Origin of the sequence: Lysobacter sp. FW306-1B-D06B (genome assembly GCF_038446665.1) — a bacterium.
Lineage (GTDB): Bacteria > Pseudomonadota > Gammaproteobacteria > Xanthomonadales > Xanthomonadaceae > Lysobacter_J.
Map to the genome: position 1 here is coordinate 4,097,867 of NZ_CP151802.1, position 17,217 is coordinate 4,115,083.

Annotated in this window: 16 protein-coding genes; all 16 read left to right on the forward strand. The window is 68.6% G+C overall.

Going from position 1 to position 17,217, the window contains the following annotated elements; translation table 11 throughout:
- The first annotated feature begins 415 nt into the window (after positions 1-415).
- The 16 genes from AAFF32_RS18980 to AAFF32_RS19055 all read left to right on the forward strand — a co-directional run bounded on the left by AAFF32_RS18980 (position 416) and on the right by AAFF32_RS19055 (position 17,211).
- The gene (locus tag AAFF32_RS18980) at positions 416-913 is read left to right on the forward strand and encodes a flagellar basal body-associated FliL family protein (protein ID WP_342316026.1); all 498 of its coding nucleotides are present in this window, start codon (positions 416-418) and stop codon (positions 911-913) included.
- 27 nt (positions 914-940) lie between these two features.
- On the forward strand, positions 941-1,972 hold the full coding sequence (gene fliM, locus AAFF32_RS18985) for a flagellar motor switch protein FliM (protein WP_216963919.1): 1,032 nt from the start codon (positions 941-943) through the stop codon (positions 1,970-1,972).
- Between the two features lie 5 nt (positions 1,973-1,977).
- Positions 1,978-2,307 (forward strand): flagellar motor switch protein FliN, encoded by a 330-nt coding sequence (gene fliN / locus AAFF32_RS18990; protein WP_216963921.1) that lies wholly within the window; start codon positions 1,978-1,980, stop codon positions 2,305-2,307.
- Positions 2,308-2,579: 272 nt separating this feature from the next.
- Positions 2,580-3,065 carry a flagellar biosynthetic protein FliO gene (gene fliO, locus AAFF32_RS18995; RefSeq protein WP_216963923.1) on the forward strand — a complete coding sequence of 162 codons (486 nt, stop codon included), beginning with the start codon at positions 2,580-2,582 and terminating at the stop codon, positions 3,063-3,065.
- A gap of 191 nt (positions 3,066-3,256) precedes the next feature.
- Positions 3,257-4,102: a flagellar type III secretion system pore protein FliP gene (gene fliP / locus AAFF32_RS19000; RefSeq protein WP_342316028.1), complete on the forward strand. Its 846-nt coding sequence runs from the start codon at positions 3,257-3,259 to the stop codon at positions 4,100-4,102.
- Between the two features lie 4 nt (positions 4,103-4,106).
- Complete coding sequence (locus tag AAFF32_RS19005; protein WP_216963928.1) at positions 4,107-4,376, forward strand: flagellar biosynthetic protein FliQ; 270 nt, start codon at positions 4,107-4,109, stop codon at positions 4,374-4,376.
- A 323-nt stretch (positions 4,377-4,699) separates the two neighbouring features.
- Complete coding sequence (gene fliR / locus AAFF32_RS19010; RefSeq protein ID WP_216963931.1) at positions 4,700-5,488, forward strand: flagellar biosynthetic protein FliR; 789 nt, start codon at positions 4,700-4,702, stop codon at positions 5,486-5,488.
- Positions 5,489-5,666: 178 nt separating this feature from the next.
- Positions 5,667-6,818, forward strand: a complete 1,152-nt coding sequence (gene flhB, locus AAFF32_RS19015) for a flagellar biosynthesis protein FlhB (RefSeq protein ID WP_342316029.1) — start codon at positions 5,667-5,669, stop codon at positions 6,816-6,818.
- Positions 6,815-8,881: a flagellar biosynthesis protein FlhA gene (flhA, locus tag AAFF32_RS19020; protein WP_254200557.1), complete on the forward strand. Its 2,067-nt coding sequence runs from the start codon at positions 6,815-6,817 to the stop codon at positions 8,879-8,881. Before flhB ends, flhA begins: the two co-directional genes overlap by 4 nt.
- A gap of 204 nt (positions 8,882-9,085) precedes the next feature.
- Positions 9,086-11,413 (forward strand): flagellar biosynthesis protein FlhF, encoded by a 2,328-nt coding sequence (flhF, locus tag AAFF32_RS19025; RefSeq protein ID WP_342316030.1) that lies wholly within the window; start codon positions 9,086-9,088, stop codon positions 11,411-11,413.
- On the forward strand, positions 11,397-12,311 hold the full coding sequence (locus AAFF32_RS19030) for a MinD/ParA family protein (RefSeq protein WP_342316031.1): 915 nt from the start codon (positions 11,397-11,399) through the stop codon (positions 12,309-12,311). The genes flhF and AAFF32_RS19030 overlap by 17 nt, the downstream gene beginning before the upstream one ends.
- Complete coding sequence (locus AAFF32_RS19035; protein WP_216963943.1) at positions 12,308-13,081, forward strand: RNA polymerase sigma factor FliA; 774 nt, start codon at positions 12,308-12,310, stop codon at positions 13,079-13,081. The genes AAFF32_RS19030 and AAFF32_RS19035 overlap by 4 nt, the downstream gene beginning before the upstream one ends.
- 225 nt (positions 13,082-13,306) lie before the next feature.
- Positions 13,307-13,699 (forward strand): chemotaxis response regulator CheY, encoded by a 393-nt coding sequence (gene cheY / locus AAFF32_RS19040; protein ID WP_216963945.1) that lies wholly within the window; start codon positions 13,307-13,309, stop codon positions 13,697-13,699.
- The gene (locus AAFF32_RS19045; RefSeq protein WP_216963948.1) at positions 13,696-14,331 is read left to right on the forward strand and encodes a protein phosphatase CheZ; all 636 of its coding nucleotides are present in this window, start codon (positions 13,696-13,698) and stop codon (positions 14,329-14,331) included. Before cheY ends, AAFF32_RS19045 begins: the two co-directional genes overlap by 4 nt.
- Positions 14,332-14,482: 151 nt before the next feature.
- Positions 14,483-16,309 (forward strand): chemotaxis protein CheA, encoded by a 1,827-nt coding sequence (locus AAFF32_RS19050; RefSeq protein WP_342316032.1) that lies wholly within the window; start codon positions 14,483-14,485, stop codon positions 16,307-16,309.
- 161 nt (positions 16,310-16,470) lie between these two features.
- On the forward strand, positions 16,471-17,211 hold the full coding sequence (locus AAFF32_RS19055) for a flagellar motor protein (protein WP_216963954.1): 741 nt from the start codon (positions 16,471-16,473) through the stop codon (positions 17,209-17,211).
- Positions 17,212-17,217: the final 6 nt, after the last annotated feature.

Consider the following 17,217-nt stretch of genomic DNA (forward strand, 5'->3'; position numbering starts at 1 on the left):
ATTGAGCGCCCTCGGGCACTGACGGGAGTCTGGCGCGGGACGTCCGTCAAAAGACCGACGCGCCGGGGCGGGCGGATTTCATCGCTACCGTCCCACCTCCACCGTCATCCCGGCGAAGGCCGGGACCCAGGCTGTCACGTCGTCCGCTCCGTCTCGTCATTCCAGCGGAAGCTGGAATCCGTCTTGATCTTCAGCTTTGCCGGCGAGGCCTGGAACAGCGCAAATGGATTCCAGCTTTCGCTGGAATGACGGTGAGGCGGGGCGTCGGCAATGAGAGGGCCCTGAACGCTCCGGGCCTGGGTCCCGGCCTTCGCCGGGATGACGGGAGGAATCGAGCAGCCGCCACCGCTCCCACTTCCAACCCACGGCACACCCCTTGCACGGCACCGGCATTCCCCATCGCCGAGTTCCGCGCATGTCCAAGCCCGCCGCCCACGCCGCTCCTCCGATCCCGCCGCGCAGCAACAACCTCGCGCTGTGGATTCTGATCGTGCTGCTGGTGATCGGCATCGCCGGCGCCGGCGCGTGGTGGTTCCTGCAAGGACGCGGCGCGCAGGCCCACGCCGCCGAACCGGCCGCCGCCGCGACGCGTGCGCCGGCCCGCTACTACGCCCTCGAACCGGCCTTCGTGGTCAACCTCGCCGACACCGGCGCGGTGCGCTACCTGCAGGCCGACGTCCAGGTCATGACGCGCGATGAAGCCACCGGCGCCGCGCTGGAACTGCACACCCCCGCCATCCGCAACCGCCTGCTGTTGCTGTTCGGCCAGCACACCGCCGCGCAGCTCGCGCAGCGCTCGGCCAAGGAGCGCCTGCAGGAACAGGCCCTGGCCGAAGTTCGCGGCGTGCTCCGCGCCGAACGCGCGCCCGACAAGGTCGAGGCGGTGTTCTTCACCAGCCTGGTCACGCAGTAACGGCCTTCACGAGAGCCTGATCCGATGATGAGCGACCTGCTGTCACAGGACGAAATCGACGCCCTCCTGCACGGCGTGGATTCCGGCGCGGTCGAGACCGAGCCGCCGCCGGTTCCGGGCGAAGCGCGCAGTTACGACTTCGCCAGCCAGGACCGCATCGTCCGCGGCAAGCTGCCGACGCTGGAGATGATCAACGAGCGCTTCGCGCGCACGTGGCGCATCGGCCTGTTCAACCTGCTGCGCCGCTCGGCCGACCTGTCGGTGCGCGGCATCGACCTGATCCGCTTCGGCGAGTACATGCATTCGCTGCAGGTGCCGACCAACCTCAACCTGGTGAAGATGAAGCCGCTGCGCGGCACCGCGCTGGTGATGTTCGAACCGCGCCTGGTGTTCACCGTGGTGGACAACTTCTTCGGCGGCTCGGGCAAGTACCACACGCGCATCGAAGGCCGCGAGTTCACGCCCACCGAGATGCGCGTGATCCAGCTGCTGCTCAAGCAGACCTTCGCCGACCTGGTGGACGCGTGGGCGCCGGTGATGCCGGTGGAGTTCGAATACCTCAATTCGGAGGTCAATCCGCACTTCGCCAACATCATCAGCCCGCGCGAATACATCGTGGTGTGCCGCTTCCACGTCGAGCTGGACGGCGGCGGCGGCGAATTCCATGTGTCGCTGCCGTACGCGATGCTCGAACCGATCCGAGAGGCGCTGGACGCCGGCGTGCAGAGCGACCGCATCGAACGCGACGAAAGCTGGACGGTCGCGCTGCGCTCGCAGCTGCACGACGCCGAGATCGAACTGTCCAGCGTGCTGGCGCAGCGCTCGATCAGCCTGCGCGAGCTGTGCCGGCTGCGCGTGGGCGACGTGATTCCGCTGGAAATCCCGCGCACGGCGACGCTGAAGGTCGAGCAGATGCCGTTGTTCTCCGGCGAGTTCGGCACGCACAACGGCCGCAACGCCATCAAGGTCAACACCGTGCACGCCGTACGCGAGAAGCCGGTGTTCGACCCCACCAATCCCGACTCCATCGCGGTCCACGCCGCGCTCACCCAGGCCTGACGCCGATGACCAGCAACGACTCCGCCGCACGCGCCGCTTTCGATCCGCTCACCGCTGATGGCGGCATCGCCAGCGACCTCAACCTGGACGTGATCCTCGACGTGCCGGTCACGCTGTCGCTCGAGGTCGGCCGCGCGCGCATTCCGATCCGCAACCTGCTGCAGCTCAACCAGGGTTCGGTGGTCGAACTGGAGCGCGCCGCCGGCGAACCGCTGGATCTGTACGTCAACGGCACGCTGATCGCGCAGGGCGAAGTGGTCGTCGTCAACGATCGTTTCGGCGTGCGTCTGACCGACGTGGTCAGCCCGGCCGAGCGGATCAAGAGGCTGCGATGATCGCTGCGGGTACTGTCGACGCAGCCGCTGCGTCTGCCCTCACCCGAACCCCTCTCCCGCGAGCGGGAGAGGGGCTCGGCGACCGCGCGATGGTTGCGATCGGAAATGATGCGGCTGTCGTTTCGTCGGGTGCGCCCGTGAACTCCCTCCCCTGCTTGCAGGGGAGGGTTGGGGAGGGGTGTGAGCCGCTTGCGGCGAACGTGTCACAGGAAGGCTCGGCGCAAGGCGCCTCGCTACCCCCTCCCAGCCCGCAGCCATCGGGCGATGGCCCGATGGCGTTCGTCGGGACGCGCGCCAATGGCGCGCAAGCCGTCCCTCCTCACCCCCTGCAAGCAGGGGGAGCAAAAGCAGGGGGAGCGGCCAACGCGCAGCACACCGCCACCGTCGCGCACCCCGCCAAACCGCAAGCCTTCGCCAAGCCCGCCGACGGCCCCGGCATCGGCGGCGCGGTGTTCGCATTGATCCTGGTGGTGTCGCTGATCCTCGGCCTGGGCTGGCTCGCGCGTCGCATGCCGGGCGTGGGCCGTGCATCCAACACCAACGCGCTGCGCGTCGTCGGTTCGCTGGCGCTGGGGCCGCGCGATCGCGTGGTCGTGGTGGAAGTCGGAAACACGCAGCTGCTGCTGGGCGTCGGCCAGAACGGCATGACGACGCTGCACACGCTGGCCGAACCGCTGCCTCTGGCACAGCCTTCGCAGGGGAATGCCGTCAGTCCGTTCGCGCAGTTGCTGGCGCAGCATTTCGGGAAGAAGCCGTGAGCGCCGTGGCGCCACGCGTTCACGGAAGCCGGCAGCCCTCCACCGTCGTTCCAGCGAAAGCTGGAACCCATGTTGATCTTCCTGCCGTGAAATCGAACCCAAGAGCAAAAGCAAAATGGATCCCAGCTTTCGCTGGGATGACGGGATATGCCCGTTGCGTTGGGGTGACGGAGAGGCACCACTCCACCGGGATGACGTCGGAACTCGTCCGCCGCATCGCCATCGCCCTGTCCCTCGCCCTGGCGCTGCTCTTCATCGCGCCGGCCTTCCTGCCCGTCCGCGCACAGGCGCTGCCCACGCCGGTTTCCACGCAGGCCCAGTCCGCGCCGGCGCCGGCGTCGCCCGCGCTGGCCGCGTTGAACAAGCCGTTGCCCTCGGTCACGGTCGGCAAGATCGGTGGCGAACCGGTCAGCATGCCGATGCAGGTGCTGCTGCTGATGACCGGCATCACGCTGCTGCCGGCGGCGTTGCTGGGACTGACGGCGTTCACGCGCATCATCATCGTGCTGGGCCTGCTTCGACAGGCACTGGGCACCGGGCAGACGCCGAGCAACCAGGTGCTGATGGCGCTGGCGTTGTTCCTCACCGCGATGGTGATGACGCCGGTGTTCGACCAGGCCTGGGCCGCCGGCATCGCGCCCTACCTCAACGACCAGATGGATTTCCGCAGCGCATGGACCGCCGCGTCCGAGCCGTTCCGCGGTTTCATGCTCGCGCAGATCCGCGAGACCGACCTGATGACGTTCGCCGGGCTGTCCAACAGCGGCCCGTATGCGACGCCGCAGGACGTGCCCTTCAGCGTGCTGGCCGCGTCGTTCCTCACCAGCGAGTTGAAGACCGCGTTCGAGATCGCGTTCCTGATCTACATCCCGTTCGTGATCATCGACCTGGTCGTGGCGAGCGTGCTGATGTCGATGGGCATGATGATGCTCTCGCCGATGCTGATCTCGGCGCCGTTCAAGATCCTGCTGTTCGTGCTGGTGGACGGCTGGGTGCTGGTGGTCGGTTCGCTCGCCGCCAGCTTCAACGTGGCGTGACGTCATGACGCCGGAAACCGCCCTCACCGAAATCGGCCGCGGCCTGCAGATGGCGCTGGTGCTGGGCGCGCCGCCGCTCATCGCCGTGCTCGTCGTCGGCGTGGTCGTCGGCATCGTGCAGGCCGCCACGCAGATCAACGAACCCACGATCGGCTTCGTCGTGAAGGCCATCGCGCTGGTGGCGACGCTGGCGCTCACCGGGCACTTCCTGCTCGGGAAGATGGTGGCGTTCACGGCGGATCTGTTTCATCGGATTCCGCACTTGGTGGGGTGAGGCCGGCCGTTTACGCCGCACTGCCGCGTGGCCTGCCGAACGACCGGCCATGGATGGCCGGGCCGGGCGATCCGAAGCCAATCGCGTCCCGCCATGGATGGCAGTGAGAGAGAAGGAAGCATCGTGCAAGCAGACATCGCCCACCTTTCACCGTTCGTCCTGAGCGCAGGCGCGAAGCGCCGAAGTCGAAGGATGGACGGGATGCAGGCGGCTCCATTGGCGCGTGAGGCCCGCTCGCCCTTCGACTTCGGGCCTGCGGCCCTACGCTCAGGACGAACGGGGAATACCTTGGCGCCCTTCCGTCGTCGAATGCAGGCGGCCTGATGGAACCCACCACCGCCACCGTCATCGACGGCCTCAACCTGTTCGGCATGCTCGGCACCGTGCTGTGGCATGCCATCCGCATCGGTGCGGCGATGCAGGCGATGCCGATGCTGGGCGGTCGCAGCATGCCGATGCGCGCGCGACTCATGGTGACGCTGGCGATTTCCGGCGCGTTGTCGGCGCTGCTGCCGACGCCGCCCGCGGCCGGCGTGGATGCGATGACAGTCCTCACCGTGCTGCGCGAATTCGCCGTCGGCATCGCCATCGGCACGATCCTGCGCCTGGCCTTCGAGGCCGGGCAGTTCGCCGGCGAACTGGTGTCGCAGGGCATGGGCCTGTCGTTCGCGACGATGGCCGACCCGCTCAGCGGTGCGTCCTCGCCGGTGCTGGCGCAGTGGTTCTACCTCGTGTTCGGCCTGCTGTTCTTCACCTTCGACGGCCACCTGGCGCTGGTGAAGCTGCTGCTGGACAGCTACCACGCGCTGCCGCTGGGCACGCCGCTGGTGGACGTGCAGCAGTTCCTGTCGGTGGTGCCGACGTTCTTCTCCACCGCGTTGCAGGCCGGGCTGCTGCTGGCGCTGCCGGTGATCGTCGCGCTGCTGGCGGTGAACCTCGCCTTCGGCGTGCTGGCGCGCGCGGCGCCGCAGCTCAACCCCGTGCAGCTGGGCCTGCCGGTGGCGCTGCTGGTCGGGCTGGTGCTGCTGATGCTTCTGGCACGGGAGCTGCAGGGACCGGTGGAGCGCTTGTTCGATGAAGCGTTCAACGCGGCGCGGGCGCTGACGGCTTGAACCCCCTCCCCTGCTTGCAGCCCCTGGAGCCCGGGTAAGCGCAGCGCACCCGGGGACTGGCCGCGTGCCAGTTGCCGGACGCCACCCCGAGTGCGCTTCGCTTACCCGGGCTACGCAGGCGAAGAAGGCGTTTGGCACGCTCGCTGCAGGGATCGGCTGGCCGAGGGAATGAACGCCGATGTCCGAAGACCAGGAAGACAAAACCGAACAGCCATCAGAAAAACGATTGCGCGAAGCGCGCGAACGCGGCGACGTTCCGCGATCGCGCGAATTGGGCAACGTGGCGGTGCTCGGCTGCGCGGCGATGGCGCTGGTCGCGACCGGCTCCAGCATCGGCACCGCGTCGCAGGACTGGCTGCGCGAAGCGCTCACCCTCGATCAGGCGATGCTCGGCCAGCACGACCGCCTCCTCACGCACGCCGCGCTGCTGCTGCTCGGCCTGGTCAAGCCGATGCTGCCCATCCTGCTGGCCGCGCTGGCCGCATGCTTCATCGCGCCGGCGGTGATGGGCGGATTGCGCTTCGCGTCGAAGTCGCTCGCCCCGGATTTCGCGCGCATGAGCCCGATGGCAGGCCTCAAGCGCATGTACGGAAAGGAAAGTCTCGCCGAGCTGGTGCGCTCGGTCCTGCGCGTGCTGCTCATCGGCGGCCTCGGCGGCATGGTGGTGTACGGCGCGTTCACCCACCTGATCGACATGGCGAAGATGCCGCTGAATGAAGCCGTCGGCGTGGGCCTGTCGTTGATCACCAAGGCGGTGCTGGCGATGGTCGGCGCACTCGGCGTACTGGCGCTGATCGACGTGCCCTGGCAGCACTTCCAGTACCGCAACAAGCTCAAGATGAGCAAGCAGGAACTGCGCGACGAATACAAGGAAAGCGAAGGCAATCCGGAAGTGAAGGCGCGTGTGCGCCAGATCGCCGCGCAGCTGTCGCGCCGCCAGATGATGGAAGCGGTACCGACCGCCGACGTGATCGTCACCAACCCGACCCACTTCGCCGTCGCGCTCAAGTACGAGGCCGGCAAGATGCGCGCGCCCAAGGTCGTCGCCAAGGGCGTGGACGAGATGGCGCTGGCCATCCGCGACGTGGCCGGCAAGCACCGGGTCAGCATCGTCGAGGCACCGCCTCTGGCACGCGCCTTGTATCGGCATGCGCAGATCGACCAGGAGATCCCGGTGAAGCTCTACGCGGCCGTCGCGCAGGTGTTGTCCTACGTCTACCAGCTCAAGCGCTGGCACCCCGCGCACGGGCCGATGCCGAGCCTGGGCGATGTCTCCGTGGACTCCGTGCTGGCCGATGGCGCAGCCGATGACGGAAAGCCGACGGCATGAGCAGTCAGTTCTCTGTCGCCAACATGGGCCACGCCGTGAAGAGCGGCCTGGCGACGCCGGTGATCGTGCTGGCGATGCTCGCCATGGTCATCGTGCCGCTCTCGCCGCTGGTGCTGGACGCGCTGTTCACCGTCAACATCGCCATGTCGCTGGTGGTGCTGCTGGCGGTGGTGTACGTCAAGCGGCCGCTGGAGTTCTCGATCTTCCCCAGCGTGCTGCTGCTGGTCACGCTGCTGCGCCTGGCGCTGAACGTCGCCTCCACCCGCGTGGTGCTGCTGCACGGCCACCAGGGCCCGGCGGCGGCGGGCCACGTGATCGAATCCTTCGGCCAGTTCGTCATCGGCGGCAGCTTCGCGGTCGGCATCGTGGTGTTCGCGATCCTGACCATCGTCAACTTCGTCGTCGTCACCAAGGGCGCCGGGCGTATCTCGGAAGTGTCGGCGCGCTTCATCCTCGACGCCCTGCCCGGCAAGCAGATGGCGATCGACGCCGACCTCAACGCCGGCCTGCTCACCCGCGAAGACGCGAAGATGCGCCGCGAGGAAGTGCGCGCGGAAGCCGACTTCTACGGTTCGATGGACGGCGCCAGCAAGTTCGTGCGCGGCGACGCCATCGCCGGCCTGCTGATCCTGGCGATCAACATCATCGGCGGCGTGCTGATCGGCGTGCTCCAGCACGAGATGACGTTCAAGGACGCAGGCACCACGTACGTGTTGCTGGCGATCGGCGACGGCCTGGTCGCGCAGCTGCCGGCGCTGCTGATCTCCACCGCGGTCGCCATGCTGGTCACGCGCGCCACGCGCGAACAGGAAATGGGCGCGGCGGTCACCACGCAGGTGCTGCACCCGCGTGCGCTGGCCGTGGCGGCGGCGCTGATGGCGCTGGTCGGCATCGTGCCGGGCATGCCGAACGTGCCGTTCCTGATCCTGGCGGCGATGCTGGGATACGCGGCATGGCGGCTGCACAAGCGCTCGCTGGCGCCGCCGACGGACGTGATCGAAGGCGAGCTGGCCACCGCGGCCGCCGCCGCGCAGCCGGAACTGAGCTGGGACGAACTGCGTCCGGTCGAGCCGCTGGGCCTGGAAGTGGGTTATCGCCTGATCGCGCTGGTCGACAAGAACCAGGGCGGCGAACTGCTGGCGCGCCTGAAGGGCGTGCGCCGCAAATTGACGCAGGACCTGGGTTTCCTGATTCCCGCCGTGCACGTGCGCGACAACCTCGAACTGGCGCCGGGCCTGTACCGCGTGCTGGTGCACGGCGTGCCGATCGCCAGCGGCGAGATCCACCCCGACCGCCACCTCGCGCTCGACCCGGGCCACGTGTTCGGCAAGCTCGAAGGCATTCCCGGCAAGGACCCGGCGTTCGGACTGGACGCGGTGTGGATCCAGCCGGGCCAGCGCGCGCAGGCCGAATCGCTGGGCTACACGGTGGTCGATGCGGCCACCGTGGTCGCCACGCACCTGTCGCATCTGGTGCGCGAACGCGCCGCCGAACTGCTCGGCCACGAGGAAGTGCAGCAGCTGCTGGCCACGCTGGGCCGCGCCTCGCCGCGCCTGGTCGAAGACCTGACGCCGAAGCTGCTGCCGCTGTCGACCGTGGTGCGCGTGCTGCAGTCGCTATTGGCCGAACGCGTGCCGGTGCGGCAGCTGCGGCAGATCGTCGAAGCGTTGCTGGAACACGGCGCGCACACGCAGGACCCGGCGCTGCTGACGGCCGCCGTGCGCACCGCGCTGGGCCGATTCATCGTCCAGGAACTCAACGGACTGGGCGCCGAACTGCCCGTCTATACCTTGGCGCCGGCTTTGGAACGGGTATTGCAGGACTCCGTCAGCGGCCAGGGCGCCGCGCTGGAACCCGGACTCGCCGAGCGTCTGCATCAGAACCTCAGCGAGTGCGTCACCCGCCAGGAAGGCCGCGGCGAACCCGCGGTGCTGCTGGTTCCCGGTGGGATCCGTTCCGCGATCGCCCGGCTCGTGCGGCACAGCGTCCCCGCGCTGACCGTGCTGGCCTACGGCGAAGTGCCGGAGGACAAGCGGTTGCGGTTGGTGGGGTCGGTGGGGTGAAAAGCCGGGATTGGGAGTTCGGGATTGGGGATTCGTAGGAGCAAAAGCATGACTCACGCCCACTTCAATGATTCGCCGGTCGCCCCTCCGCTTTTGCGAATCCCGAATCTCGAATCACGAATCCCGGCTTTACCGAATCTCGAATCACGAATCCCCGCTTCACCCAATCCCGAATCCCGAATCCCGAATCCCGGCTGTTAAACCATGCGAATCAAACGTTTCATCGCCCCCGACATGCGCACCGCGCTGCGCATGGTGCGCGACGAACAGGGGCCCGATGCGGTGATCCTGTCGAACCGTCCGGTCGAGGACGGCATCGAGATCGTCTCGGCCACCGACTACGACGAATCCCTGGCGCAGCAGGCCCTGCGCGCCGCGTTGCCGTCGCTGCCCGCCGCGCCCGCGCCGGTGGCCTCGCCGAGCACGCCGGCGACGGTGGCGGCGGTGGTGCCGATGACGAAGTCGATGTCGAATGCCTCGAACGAAGCTCCCCCTCCCCTGCGTGCAGGGGGTGAGGAGGGACGTCTGCGCGCCACTGGCGCGCGTCCCGACGAACGCCTTCGGGCTATGCCCGAAGGCCGGGACAGTTGGGGAGGGGTCGCGAAGCCGCGCAGCGGCGAGCTCGGCGCTGACGCGCCTCACTACTCCCTCCCAACCTCCCCCGCCAAGGAGGGGGAGGAGCAAAAAAGCTCGCGCATGTCCTCGCTCGCCGCACTGCTCACCAAGCCGGTGAAGGGCAAGCCCGCCTGGACCGCGCCGTCGGCCGAGTCCACCGTCGAAATGGAGCGCGTGGAAATGCAGCGCATCGAAATCGAAGACGAAGAACCCGCCGTCGTCGCGCTCTCCGACAAGGCACGCGCGAAGATCGCCGAATCCCCGATCCGCGGCCGCGCCGTGTTCGCCATCGGCGACGGCACGCGCGTGGAAACCGCGCCGCGCGCGCCGAAGGTCGAGACGCAGGTGGCCGACGCGCGCCCCAAGCCCGACACCTCGCGCTTCGACGCGATGATGGCCGCGCTGATCCCGCAGGGGGAGAAGTTCGAGGCGGCAGCGGCGGCGTTCGCGCAGACCGCACCCGCCGGCACCAGCGCATCGCACGATGCGCCGGTGCAGGAAGCAACAAGGGACAGCGTCACCGACCCGACACACGTCGCGCCCACGGCTGCGGTCGGAATCGGTGACGCTGCTCCCTCTCTATCGGCCGATGTCGCCGCGCTTGAAGGGGCGCGGACGACGCAGCCCAGCGAGCCGATCTCGCACGAATACCGCAGCCTTGCGGATCTGTGGAGCGATGACGCTTTGCTTCCCTCTCCCGACGGGAGAGGGATCGAGGGTGAGGGGCGCAATCAGGACCACCTCGCCGATGGCACTGCCTTCAAGGGTTCTGCCTCCTACGTCGATCTGTTGACGAATCACTCCGTTGCCCCTCACCCCGACCCCCAAGCCCAAACGCACAGCGTTTGGGCGTTCGATGGCGCGCGAACCAGTGGTTCGCAAGCAGCGCCCTCTCACTCCGAGAGGAGAGGGGCTCAAGCGCTCGCGCCTCAAACGCCCGCCGCTGCGCCCCACCTCCACGCCGTCGCCGACGCACGCGACCCGTCCATGCTCGCCATGCGCGACGAACTGGCGACGATGCGCGCGATGATCGAGCGCGAGTTCGGTCAGCTCACCGTCGAACGCCTGCGCGGTTCGCCGGCGCGCGCGGCGGCGTTCGACCTGCTGATGAGCTACGGCTGCGACGAGAATCTGGCGCAGACGATCGCCGGCCGCATCGACGCCCGCCTCGACCCGGCGCAGGTGCGCGAGCCGATGCTGGAAGAACTGGCGCGCGCGATCTCCGTCGCCCGCCACGAACCCATCGACGACGGCGGCGTGATCGCCCTGGTCGGCCCGACCGGCGCCGGCAAGACGACCACCGCCGCCAAGCTCGCCGCGCGTTTCGCCCAGCGCCACCGGGCCCGCGACGTCGCCCTGGTCACCACCGACACCGAGCGCCCCGGCGCGACGGAGCAGCTGCACATCCTCGGCCGCCGACTGGGCGTGACGGTGTGCGAGGCCAACGGCCCGGAAGCGCTGAACGACGCCCTCGACCAGCTCGCCGACTACCCGCTGGTGCTGGTCGACACCGCCGGCCACGGCCTGCGCGACCGCGCCCTGCTCGGCCAGATCCTGTGGCTGCGCGCGGCCAAGCGCGTGCGCAGCCTGCTCGTGCTGCCGGCCAACACGAATGCCCATGACCTGGGCGAAGTGGTGCGCCGCTACCGCCCGGCCTCACCGGAAGGCGTGGTGCTGACCAAGCTGGACGAGACCGGCCGCCTGGGTTCGCCCCTGTCGGTGCTGGTCCAGCACGGCCTGAGCCTGGCCTACACCACCGACGGCCAGCAGGTCCCGACCGACATCGCCGCCGCGGACGCACGCCGTCTCGTTTTGACCCTCGAGAAAGTGCGACGTGCTGCCGATAACCCCCTCGGGTCTCTCGACGCCCGTCCTGTGACCCTCCCCACCGAGGACCGCCATGCCATCGCCAGCTGATCTCAATGCACCCGCGTCCGGTGCGCCCGTGTCCGGCGCGCGCGCCCCGGTGCGCGTCATCGCCGTGGCCAGCGGCAAGGGCGGCGTCGGCAAGACCTCCGTCTCGGTGAACCTCGCCATGGCCCTGGTCCACGCCGGCCAGCGCACGCTGCTGCTGGACACCGACCTGGGCCTTGCGAACGTCGACGTGATGCTCGGCCTGTCGCCGCAGTTCACGCTCGCCGACGTCTTCGCCGGTCGCTGCGAATTGCAGGACACCCTGCTGGAAGGCCCGCGCGGTTTGTGGGTGGTTCCGGCGGCGTCGGGCAAGCGCCACATGACCGAACTGCTGCCGCAGCAGCACATCGGCCTGGTGAACGCCTTCTGCCAGCTCGACCTGCCGCTGGACGCGATGGTGGTGGACAACGCCGCCGGCATCTCCGACAGCGTGCTCACCTTCTGCCAGGCCGCGCAGGACGTGGTGGTGGTGGTCTGCGACGAACCGGCCTCGGTCACCGACGCCTACGCGCTGATCAAGGTGCTCAGCCGCGAGCGCGGTGTGACCCGCGTGCAGGTGCTGGCGAACCAGGTCAACAACGCCATCGAAGGCAAGCAGCTGTTCGAGAAGCTCGAGCGCGTCAGCGCGCGCTTCCTCGACGTGACGCTGCACTACCTCGGCGCGATTCCGCGCGACGAATGGCTGCGCCGCGCGATCCAGCGCCAGGAAGCCGTCGTGGAAGCCTTCCCGGGTTGTCCTTCGGCGCTGGCCTTCCGCGACATCGCACGGCGCGCGAACAGCTGGCAGTCGCCGGCCGGTCCGCGCGGCGGCGTCGAATTCTTCATGGAACGCCTCGTCGCGCACAGCGCGGGCGCCAGTGCGGCCAGCCACAACGATCCATTACGGAGCGCCGTCGCATGAACGCCGCCGCCGCACAGTACAAGGCCACCCAGCGCGCCACCGACAACGCCAACGCGACCGAGGTCGTCGAGAAGCACGGCGAACTCGTGCGCCGCATCGCCCACCACCTGGCCGCGCGATTGCCGGCGAGCGTGGAGATCGACGACCTCATCCAGGCCGGCATGCTCGGCCTGATCGACGCGGCCCGCAATTTCCAGGCGGATCAAGGCGCGGCGTTCGAAACGTATGCCTCCATCCGCATCCGCGGCGCGATGATCGACGAGATCCGCCGTGGCGACTGGGTGCCGCGCTCGGTGCATCGCCGTTACCGCGATGTCGTCGCCGCCACGCGCGAAGTCGAACAGCGCACCGGCCGCGCCGCGACCTCGCAGGAAGTGGCCAGCGCGCTCGAGGTTTCGCTGGACGAATACCACCGCATGCTCGAGGACGCCGCGCGCGGCCAGCTCATCAGCCTGGAAGCGCACCTGGACGAACACGAGGGCGAGCCGCACCTGGCCACGCACGGCGGCGCGACGCCGGCGCGCGAGTTCGAACACGGCGCGTTCCGCGAAGCCCTCGGCGGCGCGATCGCCAACCTGCCCGAACGCGAACAGCTGGTGCTGTCGCTGTACTACGAGCAGGAACTGAACCTGCGCGAGATCGGCGCGGTGCTGAGCGTGAGCGAATCGCGCGTCTGCCAGATCCACGGCCAGGCGATGTTGCGCCTGCGCGCGCGTCTGGGCGAGTGGCGCGGCACGCATGAGGACGATGAGGACGAGCATGGGTATTGAGTTCGCCTTCGACAGTTGCGCACCTGTGCCGAATGACTCCGGCGCGACCGGCCCGTTCATCCTTCGACTTCGGGCCTTCGGCCCTACGCTCAGGACGAACGGGATCGTTTCACCGTTCGTCCTGAGCGTAGGCGCGCAGCGCCGAAGTCGAAGGAGCAACGGGCTGATCACCATCACGCATTGACGCTGTTCCCGACTTTCCTTCTGCACCAGAGCCAAGCCCACATGGACAAGAACATCCGCATCCTCATCGTCGACGACTTCTCGACCATGCGCCGCATCGTCAAGAACCTGCTCAACGACCTGGGCTTCCACAACACCGCCGAGGCCGACGACGGCAGCACCGCGCTGATCGAACTGAAGAAAGCGTCGTACGACCTGGTCGTCACCGACTGGAACATGCCGGGCATGCCGGGCATCGACCTGCTCAAGGCGATCCGCGCCGACGCCGCGCTGGCGAAGATCCCGGTGCTGATGGTCACCGCCGAAGCCAAGCGCGAGCAGATCATCGAAGCCGCACAGGCCGGCGTGAACGGTTACGTCATCAAGCCCTTCACCGCCGCGACGCTGGAAGACAAGCTCGCCAAGGTGTTCGAGCGCCTGGGAGCGGCCGCGTGATCGAGGCGCCCGGCTCCGAGGTGGTCATCACGCAGGACCGCCAGGCCGTCATCGCGCGCCTGCACGCGGCGCTGTGGGCGCTGGAGCACGACGACCTCGCCGGCTGGCGCAGCAATGTCGACGCGCTGATCCAGTGGCGCAGCCAGCCGCTGGTGCAGGGCCTGGCCAAGCTCGCGCGCGAACTGGAAAGCGCGCTGGGCGAAAGCAGCGGCGCGTCGTCGACGAGCGGTTCCCTGCCGGAAGCCTGCGCGCGCCTGGAACACGTGGTGCACGTGAGCGAGGACGCCAGCCATCGCACGCTCGACCTGATCCAGGAATGCGGCGTGCTGCTGGGCACGCTGCCGGATGCCGCCGCCGAGGAACAGGCCGCGACCATCGCCGCGATCCGCTCGCGCATGTCGGAAATGACCGCCGCGCAGGGGTACCAGGACCTTACGGGGCAGATCATCCGCCGCGTCGTGGTGCTGGTGCGCGCGGTGCACGCGGGCCTGGGCGAAGTCGTCGACACCGGCGACACGCCGTTGCACCTCAATCACAACTCGCGCGGCTTCGGCCCGTCGGTGGCGGGCGTGGATCCCGCGCCGGCGACGCAGGACGACGCGAACGAACTGCTGTCTTCGCTGGGGTTGTAACGATGGTTCGCCCGACGTTCATGCCGAGCCGTAGCCCGGGTAAGGCCGCAGGCCGCACCCGGGGTGCCGTCACGCTCGATCCCGGGTGCGCTTCGCTTACCCGGGCTACCCGCCTGCGCGGGAATGACGAACTGCTTTCGAGGATTCGCCGATGAACGCCATCGCCGACGACATCGCGGCCGACTTCCTGATCGAAGCGCGCGAGATCCTCGACCAGCTGGGCGAGCAGATGGTCGCGCTGGAACACGCGCCGACCGACCGCAACTGCCTCAACACCGTCTTCCGCGGTTTCCACACCATCAAGGGCGGCGCGGGCTTCCTCGACTTCGTGCCGATGGTGCACATCTGCCACGCGGTGGAGGATCGCCTCAACGTCGCGCGTGACGGCACGGTGCCGATGGACGCGGCGGCGTTCGACGACACGCAGCAGTCGCTGGACCTGCTGGTGGACATGCTCGCGGCCGTGTCGGCCGGCGAGGAACCCGAACACGCACCGCCGGCGCTGCTGAAGTCGCTGCGCGACGGCGCCAAGGGCATCGCCATGAGCACCGCGAAGCCGGCATCGGCGAACGGCGACATCGACGAGGACGAGTTCGAAGCGCTGCTGGATTCGCTGCACGGCTCCAGCGCGAACTCCCTCCCCGGCTCGCAGGGGAGGGTTGGGGAGGGGTCGCAAAGCCGCAGCGCGGCGAGCTCGGGCGCTGACGCGCCCTCACTCCCGCCTCCCAACCTCCCTCTGCAAGCAGGGGGAGGGGCCAAAGGCGCCGCGAAATCCAACGCACAACCCAAAGCCGCCGAAGACCCCACCGTCCGCGTCGACGTGCGTCGCCTCGACGCGATGGTCGACCTGGTCGGCGAACTCGTGCTCGCGCGCAACCGCCTCAAGACCATCCGCCCGCGCCTGCGCGACGAGGACCTCGATCGCGCCGTGACCGCGCTGGACGTCGCCACCTCGCGCCTGCAGTCCTCGGTGATGATGGTGCGCATGCAGCCGGTGGGCCGCGTGTTCGCACGCTTTCCCAAGCTCGCGCGCGACGTCGCGCGGCAGGTGTCCAAGTCGGTGGAGCTGGACATCGTCGGCGCCGAGACCGAACTGGACCGCAACCTCGTCGAAGCCCTCGCCGATCCGCTGGTGCACCTGGTGCGCAACGCGATCGACCACGGCATCGAAGCGCCGGACACGCGCCGCGCATCGGGCAAGAACGAACAGGGCCGCGTGCGCCTGTCCGCGCAGCAGGAAGGCGACCACGTCTCCATCGAAGTCAGCGACGACGGCGCCGGCATCGACCCGGAAAAGATCCGCCGCAGCGCCGTCAAGAAAGGCCTGATCGACCCCGACGCCGCCGCGCGGCTGTCGTCGGACGAATGCCTCAACCTGATCTTCATGGCCGGCTTCTCCACGCGCAGCGAAGTCAGCGACCTGTCCGGGCGCGGCGTCGGCATGGACGTGGTGCAGTCCAAGATCCGCGAACTGTCCGGTCAGGTGCAGATCCATTCCGAAGCCGGCCGCGGCACGCGCTTCGTGATCCGCGTACCGCTGACGCTGGCGATCCTGCCCACGCTGCTGGTGGAACTGGAAGGCGACGTCTACGCGCTGCCGCTGGTGCGCGTGGTCGAAGTGCTGGCGCACGAGCGCGTGGAGGCGATCTGGGTGGACGGCCAGAGCATGCTCGACCTGCGCGACCAGCCGCTGCCGCTGATCGACCTGCGCGCCTGGCTGGGCCTGGCGCCCGACCCGGCCGCGGCCACGACCTGCGTGGTGCTGCAGTCCGGCGAGCAACGCTTCTGCCTGACCGTGGACCGCGTGCGCGGCCGCGAGGAAGTGGTCATCAAGGCCCTGCCCCGCACGCTGCGCGGCCTGGCCGGTTACGCCGGCGCCAGCCTGGTCGGCGACGGCCGCATGGCGCTGATCCTGGATGTGGACGCACTGCTCAGAACCGGGCTGCGCGGCTCAAGTAGCGCGGCGAGGGACCGTTAAGAACAACGAAGCTCCGAGCAAAACCCCATGCTGTCATCCCCGCGAAGGCGGGGATCCAACTCGCAAACGTTGCACGCCTCCCGTCGAGGTTGCCGCGTCGGAACCATGGATTCCCGCCTTCGCGGGAATGACAGCTCAACCTCCACGGACGTTTCCCCACGATGGACAGACTCAGCCTCATCGGTGTCGTACTTGCGCTGGTCGCCCTCATCGGCGGCAGCATCCTCAAGGGCGCGGGCCTCTCGGGCCTGTGGTCGCCGGCGGCGTTCGTCATCGTGATCCTGGGCACCATCGCGGCCATCCTCGTGCAGACGCCGATGGCGACGTTCAAGCGTGCACTGGCGATCGTGCGCTGGGTGTTCAATCCGCCCGCGCAGGATCGGCCGGCGATGATCGCGCGCATCGTGGAATGGAGCACCGTCGCGCGCCGCCAGGGCCTGTTGGGCCTGGAAGCCGAAGTGCAGGCGCAGGAAGACCCGTTCGTGCGCAAGGGCCTGCAGATGGTGGTGGACGGCGTGGAGCCCGAATCGATCCGGCAGATGCTGGAGATCGAACTGCACGGCCAGTCGCAGCGCGACCTCGCCGCGGCCAAGGTGTTCGAGGGCGCCGGCATCTACTCGCCGACGCTGGGCATCATCGGCGCGGTGCTGGGCCTGATGGCGGTGATGAAGAACCTCGCCGACCCGAGCAAGCTCGGCCACGGCATCGCCGCCGCGTTCACCGCGACGATCTACGGCATCGGCCTGGCGAACCTGATGCTGCTGCCGATGGCGGCCAAGCTGAAGGGGCTGATCAACCAGCAGGCCGACGAGCGCGAGATGATCATCGAAGGCCTCATCGCCATCGCCCAGGGCGAGAACCCGCGCAACATCGAAGCGCGGCTCAACGGCTTCGTGGTCTGACGGAGC

What these genes read in the sequence shown, in the direction of transcription:
- flhB (WP_342316029.1), top strand. Translation starts at nt 5,667, where the DNA reads ATGTCCGAAGACCAGGAAGACAAAACCGAACAGCCATCAGAAAAACGA.
- fliM (WP_216963919.1), top strand. Translation starts at nt 941, where the DNA reads ATGAGCGACCTGCTGTCACAGGACGAAATCGACGCCCTCCTGCACGGC.
- flhF (WP_342316030.1), top strand. Translation starts at nt 9,086, where the DNA reads ATGCGAATCAAACGTTTCATCGCCCCCGACATGCGCACCGCGCTGCGC.
- AAFF32_RS19055 (WP_216963954.1), top strand. Translation starts at nt 16,471, where the DNA reads ATGGACAGACTCAGCCTCATCGGTGTCGTACTTGCGCTGGTCGCCCTC.
- cheY (WP_216963945.1), top strand. Translation starts at nt 13,307, where the DNA reads ATGGACAAGAACATCCGCATCCTCATCGTCGACGACTTCTCGACCATG.
- AAFF32_RS18980 (WP_342316026.1), top strand. Translation starts at nt 416, where the DNA reads ATGTCCAAGCCCGCCGCCCACGCCGCTCCTCCGATCCCGCCGCGCAGC.
- flhA (WP_254200557.1), top strand. Translation starts at nt 6,815, where the DNA reads ATGAGCAGTCAGTTCTCTGTCGCCAACATGGGCCACGCCGTGAAGAGC.
- fliR (WP_216963931.1), top strand. Translation starts at nt 4,700, where the DNA reads ATGGAACCCACCACCGCCACCGTCATCGACGGCCTCAACCTGTTCGGC.
- fliN (WP_216963921.1), top strand. Translation starts at nt 1,978, where the DNA reads ATGACCAGCAACGACTCCGCCGCACGCGCCGCTTTCGATCCGCTCACC.
- AAFF32_RS19030 (WP_342316031.1), top strand. Translation starts at nt 11,397, where the DNA reads ATGCCATCGCCAGCTGATCTCAATGCACCCGCGTCCGGTGCGCCCGTG.
- fliO (WP_216963923.1), top strand. Translation starts at nt 2,580, where the DNA reads ATGGCGTTCGTCGGGACGCGCGCCAATGGCGCGCAAGCCGTCCCTCCT.
- fliP (WP_342316028.1), top strand. Translation starts at nt 3,257, where the DNA reads ATGACGTCGGAACTCGTCCGCCGCATCGCCATCGCCCTGTCCCTCGCC.
- AAFF32_RS19005 (WP_216963928.1), top strand. Translation starts at nt 4,107, where the DNA reads ATGACGCCGGAAACCGCCCTCACCGAAATCGGCCGCGGCCTGCAGATG.
- AAFF32_RS19050 (WP_342316032.1), top strand. Translation starts at nt 14,483, where the DNA reads ATGAACGCCATCGCCGACGACATCGCGGCCGACTTCCTGATCGAAGCG.
- AAFF32_RS19035 (WP_216963943.1), top strand. Translation starts at nt 12,308, where the DNA reads ATGAACGCCGCCGCCGCACAGTACAAGGCCACCCAGCGCGCCACCGAC.